Origin of the sequence: Actinokineospora baliensis, assembly GCF_016907695.1 — a bacterium.
Lineage (GTDB): Bacteria > Actinomycetota > Actinomycetes > Mycobacteriales > Pseudonocardiaceae > Actinokineospora > Actinokineospora baliensis.
In genome coordinates, this window is the sequence record NZ_JAFBCK010000001.1 from 1,114,831 (window position 1) to 1,132,073 (window position 17,243).

Below are 17,243 nucleotides of genomic sequence, written 5' to 3' on the forward strand. Positions count from 1 at the left end.
TCGCCACGCAACCATCATGGCCGACCCTCGCGCCCGATGAACCGACACATGCGCCAGACGAAGGCGTCCACCGAACCCGCGTCCAGCACATCCGCCCGCCCGACCTCGATCGACCGGCTCTCCGGGACGCACCTCAGCTGCTCGGACGCGTTCGCCCAGTACAGGAGGTCCGTACCCGGGTCGTACACCACGCACACCACCGGCGCGTTGGCCTCGCGCCAGGACCGGCCGTGCTGCCGCACCTTCACCCGGTACCCCCGCGCGCTCCGGTACGACACCCCGCCCTTCACCTGCACCGCGATGGTGTACCCGGTCGGACGGCGCGCCTCGTTGAAGCTGACGTACAGGTCCTCCCCGAAGTCGTTGTGCCCATCGATCTTCTGCACGACGTGCCCGCACTCCTGGAACAACGCCGTGACCCGGTTGATCGCCCTATCCTCCAGGACCCTCCTGCGATCGATCTGGCCCATCAACAGCCCTGGCAGAGCTGATAACAGCCCACACGCTCTAGTTCGACAACGATTCTGATGTGGGCAGTCAGCTCTGAACAGGAGCCGGGGAGGATCAACATGACTACCAGCGAAACAGAGCGGGCTGATATTGAAAAGTTGATTGACGTAGGAGCATCGGCGTTGACTGGACAGCCTGACTAGTGGTTGTCGTTGCGTCGAGCCAGGTCGAAGAGGTGGCGGTGCATCTCGTCCAGTCGGGCGAGGATCTCGTTGAGCCGGGTCTCCACCACGTTGAGTTGCGACCGAACCGGGTCCTCTTCGGTGGCCACCTCCCCCAACTCCAGTGGCCTCCGCCCCTGTAGCACAGCACTCAAGTGCTCGGGGTGCAACTCCATAGCCACCGACAACGCCTCAAGCGTTCGAGAACTACGACGGCGCACCACCGTTTGGTACTGCAGTTCTCGGATGATCGCTTGTGACACCTGCGATCGCAGGGCCAACTCCCGCTGCCGCCAGCCGAGCTCGGCCAGCCGCGCGGTGATGACCCGCGCGACCGCCGCCCAGTCCTCCGCCACCTACTCCTCCGCGCCTCGCCGTGCCGCCGATATTAGCCGCAAAATCGGCTATCTTTAGCACCACTTCGGCGTGTCAAGCTGCTGGCGGGAAAAAAGCTGGTATCGGCGTGACCGAAAGCCGAAATTTCAAAAGGATCTATTCGAAATGCTCTAAGAGGCCACGCGCGCCGGTAGCGGCACAGACAGCTAAGACACGCGGAAACCGCCTCTTAGCGACTTAGGGCTCTTAAGTGAACCGGCTCAGCGGCCTACTGGTTCGATGTGGACGGTTGAGGTGGCGGTGTTGTTGGTGGTGTTGGCCTCGGCGCCCGCGACCGACAGCGAGGTGATGGACTCGGCGTCGCCCGTTACGTGCCTGCCGACCCGGACTGCGACCGTGACCGGCGGGTAGGACTCCCCGGGTGCGACGGTTCGGCTGGATTGGCAGCTGACCTTGTGGCCGGAGATCGCACAACTCCAGCCGTCGCCCTCGGCGGCGGTGGGGGTGAGGCCCATGGGCAGGTGGTGGGTCAGGGTCACGAGCTTGTCCGACTGCTCGTGGGCCTGATCGGCGGTGACCGACAGGGTGAAGGTCCCGGCGCCGCCCGCCACCCACGGCCCATCGTCATCCGCCCGCACCGTCAGGTCGGCCACAGCCATCTCTCTGCCCCTTCGCACCAGGGGCACGACACCCGCGCCCACCGCCCAATGATCACCGATCCCGACCAACACACCCGGGACGGGGTCACCCACACAGTGGACGCCTCAGGGGACCAACCGTTGCAGTCCACCGCCACGACCAACGAAGGTCACAGGCGGTGCCGTGTCGACAGCTTCTCGGTCTTGGCTGTCGGTGTTCTCTGTCATTCTGTCGGACGTGAGCGGACAGGCAGCGGCGCTTGGGTTTGAGTACCAATTCCTCCAGACGCTCGACCACGCCTTGGCGGCGTTGATCGACGATCGTGGAGACCTCACCGGGGTAGTTGTCGACGCGCCGCCGGAAGGCGATCCAATAGCCGATCTGGAGATCGTCGACTTCGCGCTGATGGCGGGGGACCGGTGCCGCCTTGCCGCGCAGGTCAAGGGTGGTGCCCCGGGCAGCGTGATGAGTGCGGTGGATGCCGTCAGGGTCCTACTCCGTCTGCGGAGCGGTACCTCCTCATCACAAGCAGGCGCGATCACCATGAACGAGGTTGTGCAACTGGTGCTCTTCCAAGAACTGCGCGACACTGATCTATTCGGCGGCACCCTCGGCCTGGCCGCATTCCACGCACAACATTGGCTGGCGCGCTTCATTGACCAAGAAGACTACCCAGTCGCACCTCTCTTGCGGGCGCACATCATTTTCTTGGCCGAACACGCGCTGTCGGCGGACTCAACGGAGTACGCCGTAGCGCTCCTCTACGGCAACGCGTCCAAGCTGCTGAACCTTACCGACTCGCATGAACTGGCGGTGCGCTACTTGAGAGCCGAAATGACGGTGCTCGACCAGTGCACCAGGGACAGTCGGTATTGCGTATGCAGACCGCTGCCAGCCTGACATCCGCCACCTACCTGGCGGTAACACGACCCACAGATGTCGTCGAAGACATCATTGGCGCTCTGGAGCCCGGGTGGCCTGCAGTACGACGTAGTGCCTTTATGGCAGTCCAGCCAACGGTGGACAGAGTATATGCGTTCGGAGTCGCGTTCGGCATACCAGTGGATGCCCGGCCCACTCTCGCTGTCGCCATCGGGCAGGCACTTTTCGGCGTGGCCGACGAGGCTGGCGGCTCACTCGCCGCATCGGTCGACCTCGCCTGCGCGTTCGACCTGCTCGGCGTCGAGGCACAGGTCATACACACAACACGCGGCCTACTCCGCTCCTTGGACGACCAGGTACCTGCGAAAGTCGCCGACGGTCACCACGTTGTCTACGTCCCGCTGGCCCACCGGATGATCGATCCAGGCCTGTCGCACGCGATCGCATCGACCAATGGGCTCCCACAACCCGAAGAACTCCTGCCCGGGATCACGAAGGTCGCCAGCCTGGACCAACTAAGGCAAGCCACCAACGCCGTTGTGACATCCAATGGAGTGGTGGCGACTTACGACGGCGCGACCATCGTCACTCTGCCGAGGAACGGGGGAGTACCAGGCGAGACCATCTTCGACCGCGCGAGCCCGCTTCTAGCCGCCCTCCGCGCCATCCACAGCCTGTGCATGGCTGGCGACTTCGCTGAAATCAGCCTGCGCCACCCCGATCTAGCCGACTTGCTGGTCAGAGTGGACCTACCGGCCGCAGAGGACACGGCGACGAGGTCGACGTGACCGACCGCCGCAATCAGGTACTTCAACGACAAAGCGGCCGTCGAGATGACGGCCGCTCCACGGGTGAATAGTGTGCGTGTCCGAGGAGCCATCCCCGTGCTACCCCTACAGTGACGCTACGGCACCGGGTGACGGGAGCCAAGAGACAGCACTGCGGTCATCTCCCAACGATGGCACCGTTGGCCGGAACGGTCTTCCACATCGACTTGTGAGTAATTTACCGGCAGAATGATTCGATGTGGCGCCGTGACTCGGCGAGGTTTACGCACTAACCTGGAGAGGTGACCGGCTGGAAGTTTCCTCCACTTGACCCTATCGACTACATGTCCGCCATCCAGGCGCTAGCTTCGGAAGAAGCACGCCCAGTAAAAGACCAGCATGTCGTGTCGAGGGCAATACTCAAAAGATTCGGGCGAGTGAAAGGGAGTTCCGGGCATCAGATCGGCCGGTTTGACAAGAAGGCTGTTCGCGAGCTAGATCCCAAGGGGCCCAACGCCTGCGGTTTCGTGCGAAACTTCGTGCAGTACGCGTCCGGATCCGCGGAGGCGCTCTGGCACACGATCGAAAACCGGCTCAGCTACAGCATCTCGGCGGCGGAGTCGAGTGCGCTGCACAACGATGCTGAGCTGGAAACCGTGATGAAACACGCGATCGCACTACATTTCGTTCGGTCGCCCGTCTATCGCAGAGTCCATGAAAGGTCATTCAACGATTCGGTTCGGACATTGAGGGCCGAATTGCTCGAAGGTCGCCATGGTGACCTTCGAACCGTGTTTCGAAGGCGCTATGGACTTGAGCCTGCTGGCATAGAAGCGCTTGAGATTCTGATAGATGAACCCTTTGCATTCTGGCAAAGAATCGAAGAAGATGGCTCTCTGTTTCGAATCAGTCTGGAGCAGAACTTCTACCGCCTCCGGTCTGCCCTGGATAACCTCTCGGTTCAGGTCCTGCATACACCTGGAGGTAAGGAGCTGGTCTTATCCGATTCGCCAGCATTCACGTTCATCAATCGGCAGGGCGGCGGGTATTCTGTACGCATGGCGGTCGGCGACTCTCACGGCATAGCTATGCCGATCACGCCGAACTGCTTGGTTGCGATTAGTCCCCGCCCTTCAGACGAGATGATGGACCAAGAAATGGTGGACAATCTTAACATTGTCCAGATTGGCATCGCGGAAAGGCAGATCTACTTCCGGCCGGGAAGTGGCCTGGAACACTTTGTTCGGTCGAAGTTGGAGAATTCCGGGGATTTCTAAGGAAAGATTGCTGGAGTACGCGCGAACGCGGGGACGGATAGGAGAGTACAGCTTTCTTACGTCTCGGTAGTGGATGCGCGCAAGTTGATTTCTTCTAGGTGCCGATCCGGCGGATAGGCTGTGGTTTTTGCCTCGACCGGAGGCGTCGCAGCGGTAAGCGTACCTATGTGCTGTTGGCTAGCCTAGGATCTATCCTCGGGTGAAACGTGATTTTGTTCTCGGCGAGAAGGGGTGGAGTTGGAACTATCCACAGTAACCGGAGTTGGATCACTGATCGTCTCAGTGGGTGCGGCCACGGCGACGTTCCTGCAATGGCGGCGTAGTGGGCACCAGGTGCGGGTATCACTGACTACGGCAATCGTGGTCGGCTTTTCCGATGGGGCGAGTAGGTCATGTGCGACCATCTCGGTCTATAACGATGGTAGACTTCCAGTTCAGGTTCTACGTTGGTCTCTCGTGTCTGCCAGTAGCATATTCTCCTTCAGTGGGGCAGCAGAGGTTTGGACCTATGGGCCTGAACGACCCGCCGCGTTGGAGCCTGGCGGGACTCCGCTCATCTGGCACGTAGACTATTTCGCCTTGCGTAATCTCGCCAACCGGAAACATCCCGATGAGAAACACAAGATTCGCGCGCTGGTGAATTACGGCAGCAAGTCTTGTCGTTCGAAAGGCTTCATATATCTCGACCTTCCTCGAGAAGATGGGAAATTGCCCGATCGGCGATCTTTGCCGGCTCGTCTGCGTTCCCGGATGGACGCTTCAGTGTTTGCGTATTTCGCAGTTGACGAGGCAACCTCCGAGAAGCGCTGGCATGTAAGGGTTACCAGCGGATGTCTGGGTGCGCGCAACGTGTGCATCGATATCGTCCCCGAGGACGGACTTAACAAAGAGGCCAAGCGCGCGGCTATGGATATCTTCCCGCCGATGAAATACCGCTACTTCTGGTGGAAGCGCGCCATCTCCATTCCCGCGACCGCCCTGGATAAGCTACCTGGCAATCAACAATGGGAAGCTCGCGTGCGCTACAGATCCCTATTGGGTGGGGGTATGGAGTATCGAATTAGGATATCATGAACCGTGATGCGCAGCAATGCTAGTCAGTTCTATCGCAATGCTCCAGTTGCTTGTATGTGCAGCCATACAACGGTTTGTTCGTGGGGCAATGTCCGGTTGTCTAATTCGTCAGCGCATGAAGTCGGATGGGCGGTGACGATTATGTTGATCTGACCTTTCAGTCTACCGTGGAGTCGAACTTCGGCGGCGTGGTTGGTGGTTTCGCCGGTTAGGCGGGCTTGAGGGGTGAGGAGGGTGTTGGCCCAGTGGAGCATCGTGGCGGCGGTGATGCTGAAGTTGTCGGATTCGAGGGTGAGGGTGATGTGGTCGCTGGGTTTGGCTTGGACGGAGAGTTCGACGCGGGTGGGGGTGGGGAGTGAGTAGGTGGTGAGGTGGGTGTCTAGGGCGTTGGCGAGGTTGGTTATGGCTTCGCCGATGCGGGTGCGGGTCATGCTTGCTTGGGTTCCGGTGGGGTGGAATGGGGCGTTGGGGTCGGCAGTGGGCTGGGGTGAAGGAATGGGGGGTGCTGCGGTGGGTGATGTGGAGGTGGGGGAGGTTGCGCGGATGGCGGTGAGGTGACCGGCGGGCCATTCGAGGGCGGTGGAGAGGGCTTCGAGGGTTCGGTGGCTGCGGCGGCGCTCGACGGTGTTGTATTCGAGTTCTCGGATGATGGCTTGGGAGACGCCGGAGCGTTTGGCGACGTCGCGTTGTTTGAGGCGTAGTTCTTCGCGGCGTTGGGTGATGGCTTGGCCGACTGCTTGCCAGTTGTCGGGCATCAGGAGGCAGCCTTGTGGTGTGTGGGGAGCATGTCGCGGAGTTCGGCGGTGAGGGTCGCTAGGGCTGCGGCGGTGGAGTGGCGGTAGGTGAGGGTGAGTTGTTGGTGGCGGGCGGTGCTGGTCATGGTGATGCCATCTGGGGTGTGGGCGGCGGTGAGGGTGACGCCGGGGTTGGTGAAGGTGGCGGTCTGGCTGGGCTTGCGGTAGAGGTCGGCGAGGCGGTGGGTGTCGCTGGTGGTGAGGGCGATGCTGTAGGTGGGGATGGCCGCGGGGTGGATGAGGGCGGTTCGGAGGTCGGGGGCTAGGTCGAAGATCGTGGTGGCGGGGGTGCCGTCGGGGAGTTGGGCTTTGAGGCACCAGCGGTGGGCGAAGTGGTTGTAGATCGGGCCGTGGCGGACGATGAGGGAGTCGGCTGGGGAGCGTCCGCGTGGTGGCATGGGTCGGCCCTTGATAGGGGGTAGCGCCGGGTACGGGCTGGCCGCAGGCTGTCCTGGGTGGGACAGGTTGACTGCGGCGGCGGGACAGCCCGATTAGATAGCTGACCTGTGGGTTCTCGTGTGGGACGGGTGCCGTGAGCCGTCCCGTATGGGCTCAAGTCAGCCTTGAGCGGCGTTGGATAGGGCGGGGGTCTGGCCCGCGTCGAGCTTGGCCAGGGAGGACTGGGCCAGGGCGATGAAACGGCGGAGGCTGGAGCGGTCGAAGCCGAACTCGAAGGCGTCGGTGGTGGGGCCGATGATGAAGTCGATCTGCTCTTCGGTGGGGTGGAGGGTGGCGGTCATCTCGCAGTTGTCGCGGATGGCGACCCAGGTGATGACTTTGAGCGGCGCGGTCATGGCTCAGCTTTCGTCGGGCAGGGCGGAGTGGAGGACGTGGCGTTCGTGGGTGTGTTCGATGAGGCGGTAGACGGCGGTGCAGGCGGTTCGGACTAGCTCCTTCTGGGCGTCGAGGGTGGGGGCCGGGGCGGTGCCTTCGTGGGCGTCGATGGAGGCCAGGACGTAGCGGTCGATGGCGGCGGCGGTGTTGCTGAGGTCGGTGACCATGGGGCCGTCGAAGCGCCAGGTGGGGTCAGTGGTCATGAGCTGGGGTGCTGGGCTAGCCAGCGGAGCGAGGTGATGACCGTGGTGGCGGTGTCGTCGAGGTTGTCGATCTCGGGGCCGCTGCCCAGCCGGCCCTGTTCGAGCGCGGTAGCGACGGCCTTGACGCAGCGGGTGAGTTCGTCGAGGTCCTTGGAGAGGTAGGGGACGCCGGGTGGACGGGGCTGATTTCGCGATCGGAAGGCTGATATCAGCCTGTTGACGATGGTGTTCACCGGCGGTACCTCCTGGGGTGGTCGGCCGGTGCGGTGAGGGCATTGGCCTGGGGTGAAGCGGTGTAGTACCTAGTCAAGGGCCTGCACGCGGCCGGGAACAGAGAACCCGGGTCAGAGGCGCGTGGGAGGTCTGTTGGAACCAGCCGTGGAGTTGGTTTCGGCTGTACGGTTGCCCTGATACCGGAGGTGGTCCGCATGGCGACTGGGCGTCGTCGGGTGGAGTTGGCGGCTGTGCGGCGTGGGGCGGGGTTCACGCAGGAGTCGTTGGCTGAGGCGCTGGGGGTTGATCGGACGACGGTGATCACGTGGGAGGCCGGGAGTCATGCGCCGATGCCGCACGTGAGGCCGCGGTTGGCGCGGCTGCTGGAGCGATCGTCGGACGAGTTGGATTCGCTGCTGGACGGTCGCCCGAAAGCGGTGGAGTTCGGGCGTCCGGACCTCGACGCGGTGTTCTCCTGGTTGGACCGGCTCGCGGGCTGGGATCGTGGGACCAGTCGACGGCGGGTAGGTGAGGAGCTTGAGGACGTCGTGCCACGGTCAGTGGTGGGGCGTGCCGAGGTCGCGGACAGGCTGACGCGCTACTACGGCGGAGACAGCCAGTTCCGAGCGCGAGTCGGGTCGGTCGACGTCCTGACCAGCGTGGTGACGCGGCCGGAGTGGCTGGATCTGCGATGTGAGCTGTCCCCGCAGGGGGACCGCTTGGAGCTCAGCATGGGCGCGGCCGCTCGGTGGGCGATGGACAAGCGGGCGGCGGACACTGCCGCGCGCAGGCTCGCGCACGCGGTCGCGGAGGGCACGCGGTTGACGGATGCGCCGGTGTACCGGCTAGTGGAGGCGACGCCAACCGCGGGCGTCGTGCGTGGTCAGGTCGAGGTGGCGTCGTTCCTGGACTACGCGTTGACGGCGGATTTGCTGGAGCGGGAGCTAGGCGAATCGGGCGACGGGTTGCCGCTGCGGGACGCGTGGATGCCGGACCTGGAAGCGGTGTTCGACCTACGGGGGCGGCTGTGCGCCGGTGGGGCGCTGGCGTTGTTCGCGGCGGCGCGACCGGCGGACCCGTTCCGCGGCGAGGCTGACTATGTGCTGCTAGTGCAGGAGCGTTCCAGCCAGGTGGTGAACGCGGCCGGGCGATTGGCGGTGATCCCCAAGGGGTTTCATGGGCCGCTGAACGATGTGCGGGGTGACAGCCGGATCGGGGCGACGTTGCGGCGAGAGCTGGAGGAGGAGCTGTTCGGGCGCGGGGATGTTGACGTCACTGGTGGGCCGGTGCGGGCGGCGGACCCGATGCACCGGGAGCGGTTGTCGGCGCCGATGCGGTGGTTGAGTGAGGATCCGGCGCGGTGGCGGATGGAGTGCACGGGGTTCGGGTTGAATCTGGTAAGCGGGAACTATGAGTTCGCGTGCTTGGTGGTTGTTGAGGATGAGGAGTTCTGGACGCGGTTCGGCGGGCAGATCGAGGCGAATTGGGAATCTGCCGGGTTGAGGCAGTATTCATCGCTGGATGGGGAATCGCTGGAGGAACTGATCGCGGACGATTCGTGGAGCAATGAAGGGCTGTTCGCGATGGTGCAGGGACTCCGGCGGTTGCGGGAGATCGGCGGTGACCGGGTGCGGGTGCCGCCGGTGGAGTGGCGGCTAGGCGGCTGAGGGCCAGCGGACGGTCATGACCACGGAGTCCGCGAGGGCTTCCCAGGAGTGGTCGACACCGGCGCCCCACATGACGTAGTCACCGGGGCGAGTCATGGTGTGGTGCCCGCCGGTGAGGTCAACGCGGAAGTGGCCGCTGACCAGGACGACCAGGGTGGTGCGCTGGTCGTCGGAGGTCCACTCGGGGCGCTTGTCGCCTGCCGGGTGGGTGCCCCACTTGACCTCGACGTCCTTCGAGGAGCGGACACCCTCGGACGGGTCGATGAAGTGGCCGACGAGCCAGCCGCGGGTGTTGGTGGTGTCGTCGGCGGCGTTGCCGCTGGACCAGGCGGTGGTCACTCGGTGATCTCCCAGTCGAGGGGTGGCAGGGTGACCCGGGCGGGGTCGAGTTCGGCGAGGCGTCGCAAGCCTTGCAGCATGGCGAACAGTGCTTCGTTGCTCCACGCTACATCACCGAGGAGTTCGCCAATGATGTCCGGGTCCTGTGTGGAATAGCGGCGAAGAGATGTCGATTCCCAGTTTGCTTCGACCATTCCGCCGAATTGTGGCCAGAAGTCTTCGTCGTGGATGACGATGAGGCTGGCGAACTCGTAGTTTCCGCTGACGAGGTTGAGGCCGAAGCCGGTGCATTCCATGCGGAGGCGGCTGGGGTCGGCGAGGAGCCAGCGCAGCGGTTCGGACAGGCGGCTGGGGTGCATGGGGTCGGCGCTGCGTTGGTCACCGGTGGTGCTGTCGATGTCGGCGCGGCCGAACAGTTCTTCTTCCATCTCGCGGCGGAGGGTGGCGCCGATCTGGGCGTCCGCACGGATGTCGGTGACGGGCTGGTGGAAGCCCTTGGGGATGACAGCCAGGCGGCGGGCGGCGTTGACGACGTGGCCGGAGCGTTCCTGAATCAACAGGAGATAGTCGGCTGGGCCGCGGAACGGGTCTGCGGGGCGGGCGATGGCAGTGAGGGCGAGCGCGCCGCCCGCGCAGAGTCGGCTGCTGATGTCGAGGACGGCGGGCAAGTCAGGCAAGTAGCGGTCACGCAGTGGCAGGGCAGTCCGGCCCGCGGTGATCGCGTCGATCAGCTCGGCTTCGAGGAGGTCCAGGGTCAGGGCGTACTCGACGAACGACGCGATCCCGACCGTGCCCTCGATGCGTTGGAGGCCGATGTCGATGCTGGCCAAGCTATACAAGGGCGCATTGACCAGGCGAGTTTCCAGGGTGAGGGTTTCCGCTAGGCGGTTGATCGCAGCAGTGTCGACAAGGTCGGCGGTCGGGGGCGAGGCCGTCACGGCTCGGAGGCGGTCGTTGCTGGAGATCAGGGGAACGGCGATGGCGAACCAGTTCGCGCGGGTCACGATGCTGGTGTTGAGGAGCTGGCTACCGAGGGTGGCTCGATAGAGGGGCGTTGGGCCGTAGTAGGCGGTGAGGGCGTTGGTGATGTCGCGTTGGCTGACTCGGGCGCGGTGGTGGCTGCGGTCGTGGAGCTGCTGCGCGTCGAGCTGAGCGGCGCGGGCGGCTACGCGGGTGCGCGCGGTGCCTGGAGTCCATCCCGTCTGTGCGTCGAGCCAGTCGAGGGCAGCGACGATGTGCGGGTCGAGTTGGAGGCGGTCGCCGGTGGGTGGGGTGGTGAGGTCGGCGAAGCGGGCCTGAGCGTCCGGGGCCGCTTGGGCGAGGGCCGTGTCGAGGAGCTGTTGCATCTCGGACTGCGGCTTGACCGTGGGCTTCTGGTGCCAGGCTGCGACGGTGCGTGGCGAGATGCCGAGGTGGGCGGCGAAGGCTTCCTGACTGAGGCGTAGCGCGCTCTGGAGGGCTGCGGCAGTGCGGCCGGTCCACGGGCTACGCATCGCTCTGCCCGGGTTCTGCGGTGCTTGTGCAGTGTTTATGCGGCGCTTGTTCATGGGAGCAGGCGCCGTTTCGGCCTTGAATCAGAGGTATGGAAAGCACCTCACTCGCCACCGGTATTGCGCAGTACCGCGCGCAGATCGGCTTGGATGCCGTCGAGCACGGTGGCGATCTCGGCGACGCGCCTTTCCAGACTGTCCAGTCTGGACACTACTGGATCGGGCAAGGGCGGGGTGCGGCCGTTCAGCACGGCGTCGAGGTGCTGCGGGTGCAGGCCCAGCGTCACGGACAGGGCTTCGAGCGTTCGGGCGCTGCGGCGGCGTTCGACGGTGTGGAGCTGCAACTCCCGCACGATGGCTTGGGAGACCTGCGAGCGTTCGGCGAGTTCACGTTGGCGCAGGCCGAGTATGTCGGCGCGCTCGTTGATGACCCTCGCGACTGCCGCCCAGTCTTCCGCCACGCATTCCTCCGTGCTCCGCCTCGCGGCCGACATTAGCGCCTTGACCTCTTAGCGCGCCGGTCAAACGACGCGGCGGACGAACGCGCCCACGCGGCGCTCTATTTACCGCTTTCGAGCGGTTCTAAATCATTCTCGAACTGATGGGTGCGTTGTGAGCGACGAGCGATGGTTGATCGGGATCGCGTGGAGTCTGGACCGGCTGCGGTGGGTGCCGACGTCGGTGTTGGACGAGGTGGTTCGCCAGGACGGCGACATGGTGGAGCCGGACTGGTCGGGGACGGATCGCGAGGTCGCGGCCCGGATGTGCGCAGGGTGCCCGGTGCGGGACGAGTGCCTGGAGTTGGAGTTGCGCACATCCGGTGAGGCGACGGTAGGTGTGTTCGGCGGGCTGGGGGATGAGGACCGGCGGGCGCTGTATCCGCACTGGTTGCGCCGGGGCGAGCGGTTCGAGAGGGGGCCGCTGTCGTGATCGAACTGACGACGGTTCAGGTGCTCGGTGGGGTAGGTGGGCTGCTAGTGCTGCTCGGCGTGTGGCGTTCTGGTGTGCGGCGGGCTCGTGCTGCGGCGGAGGCGACCAGGAGCGGGGCGCGGTTGGTGTCGCTGGTCGGCCGGGTGCTGTTCAACGCCGGGTTGATCGTGGCGGTTCAGTGGGTGGTGATCACGCACCCGGGGAGTCCGTGGTTGCTGCTGGCGGTGCTCGGGTTGCCCGCGTTGTTCGCGGCGTACGCGCTGACCAGGGCGTTGACGGTGACCACGGTCGATACGTCGAGGCGGCGGCGATGAGCGGCGAGTTGGAGCGCGCCGTGCAGGACGGAGAGTTGCTGCAGGTCCGCCGGGTGTCGTGGTGGCGGCGGTCGACCTGGGTGCCGGTGTGGCTCAAGAGCTGGCGGGGCTTCCTGGCGGTGGTGCTGGTCGCGCCGTGGCGGTTCGTGGGTGCCGTGGTGCGGGGGCTGGTCGCGGTGGCCCGGTGGTGGCGTCGATGGGTGACGGTGCGGGACTACCGGGAGGCTGCCGAGTCGTCGGAGAAGTTGGCGGACAAGTTCGAGCCGATCCGGACGTTGACGTTGTTCCGGTGGAAGGTCACTGCGGGTGTGGTCGTCGCCAGCGTGGTCTTGGTGGCGGTGCTGGATCTGGTCTATGGGGTGTTGTGGGAGATGGTCGCCGTGGCGGCTGTGGGGTTGGCGGTGCTGGGGCGGCGTCGTGAGGGGAGTCCGGGGCGGCGGGCGGTGTTGGCGGGGCCGCGGGCGTTGACGTGGACGATGGATCCGCAGGTGCTGATCGATGCGTTCCGGGACGCGAAGCTCATCGGCAAGGACGAGTCGTTGCGGCTGGTCGAGCGGGCGCGGCGCGATGGGGCCGGGTGGGCGGTGACGGTCGACCTACCCGCGACGCGCAAGGCGGCGGACGTGATCCGGAACCGAGACGCGTTGGCGTCGGCGCTGGCGGTGGATGAGGTCCAGTTGAGTGTGGAGCGGGTGCGCGGCAACGGTGGCCATGCCGGGCGGGTGGCGATGTGGGTAGCCGACGCCGATCCCTACGCGACTCCGCCGGTGCGCACGCCGTTGCTGGAGGCGGAGCGGTGGGACGCGTGGCGGCCGGTGCCGTTCGGTCGGGATGCGCGGGACCGGCGGGTGGACTTGCCTCTGGTGTGGACGTCGCTTCTGGTGGGTGCGATCCCGCGTCAGGGCAAGACGTTCGCTGCTCGGCTGGCGGCGGCGGGGTTGATCCTGGACCCGCGTACGCGGCTGTACGTGGCGGACTTCAAGGCAGGCAAGGACTGGGACGCCGCCGGACAGGTCGCGCACCGGTTCATGTCCGGCGATGAAGCTGAGCACGTGGTGGCGCTGGTTGGGTGGCTGATCGAGTTGGTCGGCGAGGTGCAGGCCCGCTATCGGCGGATGCGCACGCTGGACGACGTGACATGTCCCGAGTCGAAGGTGACTCCGGCGATGTCGCGCGACCCGGGGTTCGCGGTTACCGCGCTGTTCGTGGATGAGGTCCAGGTGCCGCTGGAGGACCGGACGCTGATCAAGGTGCAGGACCGGCGGGTCACGGCGGGCGAGTACATCGGCGAGCTGCTGACCTGGTTGGCGAAGAAGGGGCCAGCGGCGGGGCTCGTGCTGGTGCTGGCCACGCAACGCCCGGACTCCAAGACCATCCCGTCCGGGCTGCGGGCAGTTCTGGGCTCACGGTTCGCACTACGAGTGATGGACTGGCGGGACTCGAACATCGTGCTCGGGGAACAGATGAACACCCGTGGGTACGACAGCAGCCGCCTACTCGCCGCGCACAAGGGCGTGGGCATCCTCCGGCCGGACGGCGAGACGCAAACCGATGGGCTCGCGGTGACCGTGCGGACCTACTACATGCCCAACGAGGACTGGAGAGCCATCTGCGCGCGCGGCCGGGAGCTACGGGAGGCCGAAGGCACGCTGACCGGTCATGCCGCCGGGCAAGACGCCACGCTGGTCTTGGACCACGCGGCAGCGGCCAAGGCCATCGGCTCGGGTGTCGGTCCGGTATGGCGGCCGGACGGGCTGCCGGAACCGCTGGACGCGGTCGTGGGCTACCTCGGGGACGACCTGGAATCGCGCGAGTTCGTCCCCACGTCGGAGCTGGCGGACGCACTCGCCGTCGAACCCACCGCGCTCGCCCGACAGATGGCGACTCTGGGCTGTCGCCCAGTGCGCAACCGCACGCCGATGGAGGACGGCGAGGTCAGGCGGGTCCGCGGCTACCTCACCGCAGATATCCGCGCCGCCGCCCTGTCTGGTGATTTCAGCTCATCAGGCGACGAGTCATGAACGGCGCAGATGACCTGGTCGTGCGCTTCCCGGCTGACCTACCTGCGCTGAACCAGCGCGCTTGTCGAGCGCTTCTTGTCATACTGGTCGAGCTGACCGCCATGGAACCGCCGAGTGAGGTCGACGATGACTCTTGAAATCAGCCGTGACCCGTGGTCGACCCTGGACGACCTGATGGGCATCGAGGTCACCGACCTGGTCGACGACGGCATCGGCGACCTGGCGTTCTATGGCCGCTGCTCCACCGAGGACAACCAAGACCCCGATACCTCCCACGGCTGGCAGCACGGCAACGCCAACAAGTTCATCGGCCCACTCGGCGGGCGGATCGTGGCCGACTTCTTCGACATCGGCCAGTCCCGATCCGTGCCCTGGGAGCGCCGCGAGGAAGGTTCCCGTCTACTGGCTGCGCTCAAGGACCCCGGCCGCACCTGGACAGGTGTGGTGGTCGGCGAAGGCACCCGCTGCTGGTTCGGCAACCAGTTCTCCCTGATCGCGCCCCGGTTCGAGGCGTACGGGGTGGACCTGTGGGTTCCGGAGTTGGGCGGCAAGTACGACTCGCGCAACCCGTCGCACAAGATGCTGATGAGCGTGCTGGGTGGCATGAGCGAGTCCGAGCGCCAGCACGTCCAGGCCCGGGTCCGAGCGGCGATGGACGCCCAAGTGGTCAACGAGGGCCGCCACCAGGGCGGCAGGGCTCCCTACGGCTATGTAACCGTCAACGGTGGTGTCCACCCGAACCCACGCAAGGCCGCCGAGGGCTTCCACCTGCGGGTCCTGGTGATCGACGAGCCAGCCGCCGAGGTCGTCCGCCGGATCTTCGCCGCCTACCTCGACGGCAACGGTGACCGCGCCATTGCCAACGCTCTCAACCGCGACGGCGTCCCTTGTCCCTCAGCGGCCCGCCCTGAGCAGAACCGGCACCGGCTCGCCGATGGCTGGCAGGCCAGCGCGGTCCGGTCGATCCTGGAGAACCCCCGCTACACCGGCTACGCCGTATTCGGCCGCTGGGTGAAGCAAGAGGTCCTAGCCGACCCGGACGACGTCGCCGCCGGACACGTCACCAAGTTCCGCCGCGCATCGCCCGACCGCATCGTCCGATCCCGCACACAGGCCCACCCGGCGATCGTGTCCGTCGAAACCTTCACTGAGGTCCAACTACTCCGCCGATCCAAGGGCGCTGGCGGGCTGGAATCACGCGCCAAGCTCGAACGCGGCCCGAAGGCCACCAAGCGTGTCTATGCGCTGCGCGGTCGGGTCCGTTGTGGTCACTGCGAGCGCCGCATGGAAGGAACTCCGCGAGAGAACCGCATCTACTACCGCTGCGCCGCGCGTTCGATCGTGCCAGGCTCGCCGATCCTTGCTACCCATCCCAAGAACATCTATCTCCCCGAGAACGCGGTACTCCCGCACCTCAACGACTGGATCAGCGGCCTACTAGCCCCCAAGAACCGAGACACCACCGTCGCCGCTTTGGTCGGTGCACAACCCGGCACCACGACCAACACCCGCACCGAACCCCTCCGCCACCGCATCAAGGACGCCGAGACGCGCCTGCGCAGGCTCCAAGCAGCGATCGAGGCGGGCGCCAACCCGACCGCCCTGGTCGACGCACTAAACCGCGCAGAGGCCGAACGGGACGCGGCCCGTATCGAACTCGACGCCCTGCCCGCCGGGCGGGCAGCCAGCGCCGCCGAGGTCGACTCCATGATCGACTACCTCGACACCATCGGCCGCCAAGTCAACGACGCCAGCCCGGCACGGCTGCAAGAGCTGTACACCGCCCTTGACCTGGAACTCTTCTACAACGCAGAAGACCGGATGCTCGACGTCAGCATCCGGTCTGGTAGGGGTAGTAAGCGTGTCCGAGGGGGGACTTGAACCCCCACGCCCGTTAAGGGCACTAGCACCTCAAGCTAGCGCGTCTGCCATTCCGCCACCCGGACTTGGTGTGCGGGCAGTCTACCCCTCCACCACTTGGACCTCGTCGCCGAGGGCGAGGGTGCCGGGGGTGAGGACGGCGTACTTGGCGCCGAAGCTGACGCCGGGGCGGTCTGGGTCTCGGCGGTAGGTGGCTAGGGTTCGGGTGGGTTCCGGGCCCTTCTTCTCTCCTGTTACCTGGTCGACGGTGGGGACGGCGCAGCGGATGGCTCTGGTGGAGAAGCCCAGGTCGACGGTACCGATTCGCAGGCGGATGAGGCGGTCCTCGGTGTGCGGGTCCGGCCAGCCGGTGACGACGATGTTGGGGCGGAAGCGGTCCATGGGGACCGGGTCGGCACCGGCGGCTTCGATCCTGGTGTTCAGATCTGCCAGCGAGGACTCCGAGGTCAGCAGGATGGCGTGGGCGTCGCCGAAGCCGACCTTGCCGGGGTGCAGGCCCCAGCCGTCGCGGTCGTGGGTGGTGGGGGTGCGGACCAGGCGGACGCTGCGGTTGAGGACCTCGCTGCACCACTTGGCGGCCAGGTCGCCCTGGTCGACGGCGGGGCCGAACCACTTGTTGAACAGGCTGACCTCGCGGACCGGGCCGTCGAGCGCGACCTCCACCAGCAGGTCGGTGCCGGGAGCGGACAGCCGCAGCCCGCCCTCGACCAGCTCGGCGCCGACGGCGGCCATCGCGGGGAGCTTGCGCTGGCTGACGAAGGTGCCGTCCTCGGCGTCGACCAGCATGAACAGGCGGTCGTCGCGCAGACCGGTCTCGACGACGTCGGCCGAAGTCACCGGGACGCCGCGCAGGCCCTTGACCGGGTAGCGCACCAGCTCAGACACAGTTGCCACGCCGCCAACGCTACCCA

Annotated in this window: 21 protein-coding genes and 1 tRNA gene; 9 read left to right on the top strand and 13 right to left on the bottom strand. The window is 65.7% G+C overall.

The genetic code is table 11. From position 1 onward, the window contains the following. Nucleotides 1-14: 14 nt before the first annotated feature. From JOD54_RS05010 to JOD54_RS05020, 3 genes are all read right to left on the bottom strand, one after another. Nucleotides 15-470 carry a DUF4365 domain-containing protein gene (locus JOD54_RS05010; RefSeq protein ID WP_204449404.1) on the bottom strand — a complete coding sequence of 152 codons (456 nt, stop codon included), beginning with the start codon at nt 468-470 and terminating at the stop codon, nt 15-17. 179 nt (nt 471-649) lie between these two features. Beyond that, nucleotides 650-1,027 carry an XRE family transcriptional regulator gene (locus tag JOD54_RS05015; RefSeq protein WP_204449405.1) on the bottom strand — a complete coding sequence of 126 codons (378 nt, stop codon included), beginning with the start codon at nt 1,025-1,027 and terminating at the stop codon, nt 650-652. A gap of 240 nt (nt 1,028-1,267) precedes the next feature. Beyond that, nucleotides 1,268-1,666: a DUF11 domain-containing protein gene (locus JOD54_RS05020; protein WP_204449406.1), complete on the bottom strand. Its 399-nt coding sequence runs from the start codon at nt 1,664-1,666 to the stop codon at nt 1,268-1,270. 217 nt (nt 1,667-1,883) lie between these two features. Between JOD54_RS05020 and JOD54_RS05025 the strand changes: the two genes are divergently transcribed. From JOD54_RS05025 to JOD54_RS05040, 4 genes are all read left to right on the top strand, one after another. Continuing rightward, nucleotides 1,884-2,546 (top strand): hypothetical protein, encoded by a 663-nt coding sequence (locus JOD54_RS05025; protein ID WP_204449407.1) that lies wholly within the window; start codon nt 1,884-1,886, stop codon nt 2,544-2,546. A gap of 101 nt (nt 2,547-2,647) precedes the next feature. Next, entirely contained in the window at nt 2,648-3,316 is a 669-nt protein-coding gene (locus JOD54_RS05030; RefSeq protein WP_204449408.1) for a hypothetical protein, read from the top strand. 281 nt (nt 3,317-3,597) lie between these two features. Beyond that, complete coding sequence (locus tag JOD54_RS05035; RefSeq protein ID WP_204449409.1) at nt 3,598-4,572, top strand: DUF4238 domain-containing protein; 975 nt, start codon at nt 3,598-3,600, stop codon at nt 4,570-4,572. A 579-nt stretch (nt 4,573-5,151) separates the two neighbouring features. Next, nucleotides 5,152-5,646, top strand: coding sequence for a hypothetical protein (locus tag JOD54_RS05040; protein ID WP_204449410.1), 495 nt, complete (start codon nt 5,152-5,154; stop codon nt 5,644-5,646). Between the two features lie 29 nt (nt 5,647-5,675). On the opposite strand, the gene JOD54_RS05045 is transcribed toward JOD54_RS05040, so the two are convergent. The 5 genes from JOD54_RS05045 to JOD54_RS05065 all read right to left on the bottom strand — a co-directional run bounded on the left by JOD54_RS05045 (nt 5,676) and on the right by JOD54_RS05065 (nt 7,710). Beyond that, on the bottom strand, nt 5,676-6,401 hold the full coding sequence (locus JOD54_RS05045; protein WP_204449411.1) for a helix-turn-helix domain-containing protein: 726 nt from the start codon (nt 6,399-6,401) through the stop codon (nt 5,676-5,678). Continuing rightward, entirely contained in the window at nt 6,401-6,838 is a 438-nt protein-coding gene (locus tag JOD54_RS05050) for a hypothetical protein (RefSeq protein ID WP_204449412.1), read from the bottom strand. Before JOD54_RS05050 ends, JOD54_RS05045 begins: the two co-directional genes overlap by 1 nt. Nucleotides 6,839-6,997: 159 nt before the next feature. Then, nucleotides 6,998-7,234, bottom strand: a complete 237-nt coding sequence (locus JOD54_RS05055) for a hypothetical protein (protein WP_204449413.1) — start codon at nt 7,232-7,234, stop codon at nt 6,998-7,000. A 3-nt stretch (nt 7,235-7,237) separates the two neighbouring features. Continuing rightward, nucleotides 7,238-7,477: a hypothetical protein gene (locus tag JOD54_RS05060; RefSeq protein ID WP_204449414.1), complete on the bottom strand. Its 240-nt coding sequence runs from the start codon at nt 7,475-7,477 to the stop codon at nt 7,238-7,240. Beyond that, on the bottom strand, nt 7,474-7,710 hold the full coding sequence (locus JOD54_RS05065; protein WP_204449415.1) for a hypothetical protein: 237 nt from the start codon (nt 7,708-7,710) through the stop codon (nt 7,474-7,476). The genes JOD54_RS05060 and JOD54_RS05065 overlap by 4 nt, the downstream gene beginning before the upstream one ends. A gap of 195 nt (nt 7,711-7,905) precedes the next feature. Between JOD54_RS05065 and JOD54_RS05070 the strand changes: the two genes are divergently transcribed. Next, the gene (locus JOD54_RS05070; RefSeq protein ID WP_204449416.1) at nt 7,906-9,357 is read left to right on the top strand and encodes a helix-turn-helix transcriptional regulator; all 1,452 of its coding nucleotides are present in this window, start codon (nt 7,906-7,908) and stop codon (nt 9,355-9,357) included. Here JOD54_RS05070 and JOD54_RS05075 read toward each other — a convergent pair. From JOD54_RS05075 to JOD54_RS05085, 3 genes are read right to left on the bottom strand one after another with little or no spacing between them, the layout of a single operon-like run. Then, complete coding sequence (locus tag JOD54_RS05075; protein WP_204449417.1) at nt 9,346-9,696, bottom strand: signal peptidase I; 351 nt, start codon at nt 9,694-9,696, stop codon at nt 9,346-9,348. The two genes, JOD54_RS05070 and JOD54_RS05075, sit on opposite strands and share 12 nt — an antisense overlap. Beyond that, entirely contained in the window at nt 9,693-11,243 is a 1,551-nt protein-coding gene (locus tag JOD54_RS05080; RefSeq protein WP_307859845.1) for a helix-turn-helix domain-containing protein, read from the bottom strand. Before JOD54_RS05080 ends, JOD54_RS05075 begins: the two co-directional genes overlap by 4 nt. 47 nt (nt 11,244-11,290) lie before the next feature. After that, nucleotides 11,291-11,647: an XRE family transcriptional regulator gene (locus JOD54_RS05085; protein ID WP_204449418.1), complete on the bottom strand. Its 357-nt coding sequence runs from the start codon at nt 11,645-11,647 to the stop codon at nt 11,291-11,293. Between the two features lie 151 nt (nt 11,648-11,798). Between JOD54_RS05085 and JOD54_RS05090 the strand changes: the two genes are divergently transcribed. From JOD54_RS05090 to JOD54_RS05105, 4 genes are all read left to right on the top strand, one after another. Continuing rightward, nucleotides 11,799-12,116 (top strand): WhiB family transcriptional regulator, encoded by a 318-nt coding sequence (locus JOD54_RS05090; RefSeq protein ID WP_307859846.1) that lies wholly within the window; start codon nt 11,799-11,801, stop codon nt 12,114-12,116. Beyond that, nucleotides 12,113-12,430 (top strand): hypothetical protein, encoded by a 318-nt coding sequence (locus JOD54_RS05095; RefSeq protein WP_204449419.1) that lies wholly within the window; start codon nt 12,113-12,115, stop codon nt 12,428-12,430. Before JOD54_RS05090 ends, JOD54_RS05095 begins: the two co-directional genes overlap by 4 nt. Continuing rightward, the gene (locus JOD54_RS05100) at nt 12,427-14,451 is read left to right on the top strand and encodes a cell division protein FtsK (protein WP_204449420.1); all 2,025 of its coding nucleotides are present in this window, start codon (nt 12,427-12,429) and stop codon (nt 14,449-14,451) included. Before JOD54_RS05095 ends, JOD54_RS05100 begins: the two co-directional genes overlap by 4 nt. 126 nt (nt 14,452-14,577) lie before the next feature. Further along, on the top strand, nt 14,578-16,332 hold the full coding sequence (locus JOD54_RS05105) for a recombinase family protein (protein ID WP_204449421.1): 1,755 nt from the start codon (nt 14,578-14,580) through the stop codon (nt 16,330-16,332). On the opposite strand, the gene JOD54_RS05110 is transcribed toward JOD54_RS05105, so the two are convergent. Both JOD54_RS05110 and JOD54_RS05115 read right to left on the bottom strand, forming a co-directional pair. Then, nucleotides 16,314-16,397 (bottom strand) — tRNA-Leu (locus JOD54_RS05110). The genes JOD54_RS05105 and JOD54_RS05110 overlap by 19 nt on opposite strands. Before the next feature lie 16 nt (nt 16,398-16,413). Further along, nucleotides 16,414-17,226 (bottom strand): MOSC domain-containing protein, encoded by an 813-nt coding sequence (locus JOD54_RS05115; RefSeq protein ID WP_204449422.1) that lies wholly within the window; start codon nt 17,224-17,226, stop codon nt 16,414-16,416. Nucleotides 17,227-17,243 lie beyond the last annotated feature (17 nt).

Bases quoted from the DNA above. Each gene is read 5' to 3' on its own strand.
- JOD54_RS05010 (WP_204449404.1), bottom strand. From the start codon at position 470: ATGGGCCAGATCGATCGCAGGAGGGTCCTGGAGGATAGGGCGATCAAC.
- JOD54_RS05020 (WP_204449406.1), bottom strand. From the start codon at position 1,666: ATGGCTGTGGCCGACCTGACGGTGCGGGCGGATGACGATGGGCCGTGG.
- JOD54_RS05030 (WP_204449408.1), top strand. From the start codon at position 2,648: ATGGCAGTCCAGCCAACGGTGGACAGAGTATATGCGTTCGGAGTCGCG.
- JOD54_RS05045 (WP_204449411.1), bottom strand. From the start codon at position 6,401: ATGCCCGACAACTGGCAAGCAGTCGGCCAAGCCATCACCCAACGCCGC.
- JOD54_RS05050 (WP_204449412.1), bottom strand. From the start codon at position 6,838: ATGCCACCACGCGGACGCTCCCCAGCCGACTCCCTCATCGTCCGCCAC.
- JOD54_RS05055 (WP_204449413.1), bottom strand. From the start codon at position 7,234: ATGACCGCGCCGCTCAAAGTCATCACCTGGGTCGCCATCCGCGACAAC.
- JOD54_RS05060 (WP_204449414.1), bottom strand. From the start codon at position 7,477: ATGACCACTGACCCCACCTGGCGCTTCGACGGCCCCATGGTCACCGAC.
- JOD54_RS05070 (WP_204449416.1), top strand. From the start codon at position 7,906: ATGGCGACTGGGCGTCGTCGGGTGGAGTTGGCGGCTGTGCGGCGTGGG.
- JOD54_RS05080 (WP_307859845.1), bottom strand. From the start codon at position 11,243: ATGAACAAGCGCCGCATAAACACTGCACAAGCACCGCAGAACCCGGGC.
- JOD54_RS05100 (WP_204449420.1), top strand. From the start codon at position 12,427: ATGAGCGGCGAGTTGGAGCGCGCCGTGCAGGACGGAGAGTTGCTGCAG.
- JOD54_RS05105 (WP_204449421.1), top strand. From the start codon at position 14,578: ATGACTCTTGAAATCAGCCGTGACCCGTGGTCGACCCTGGACGACCTG.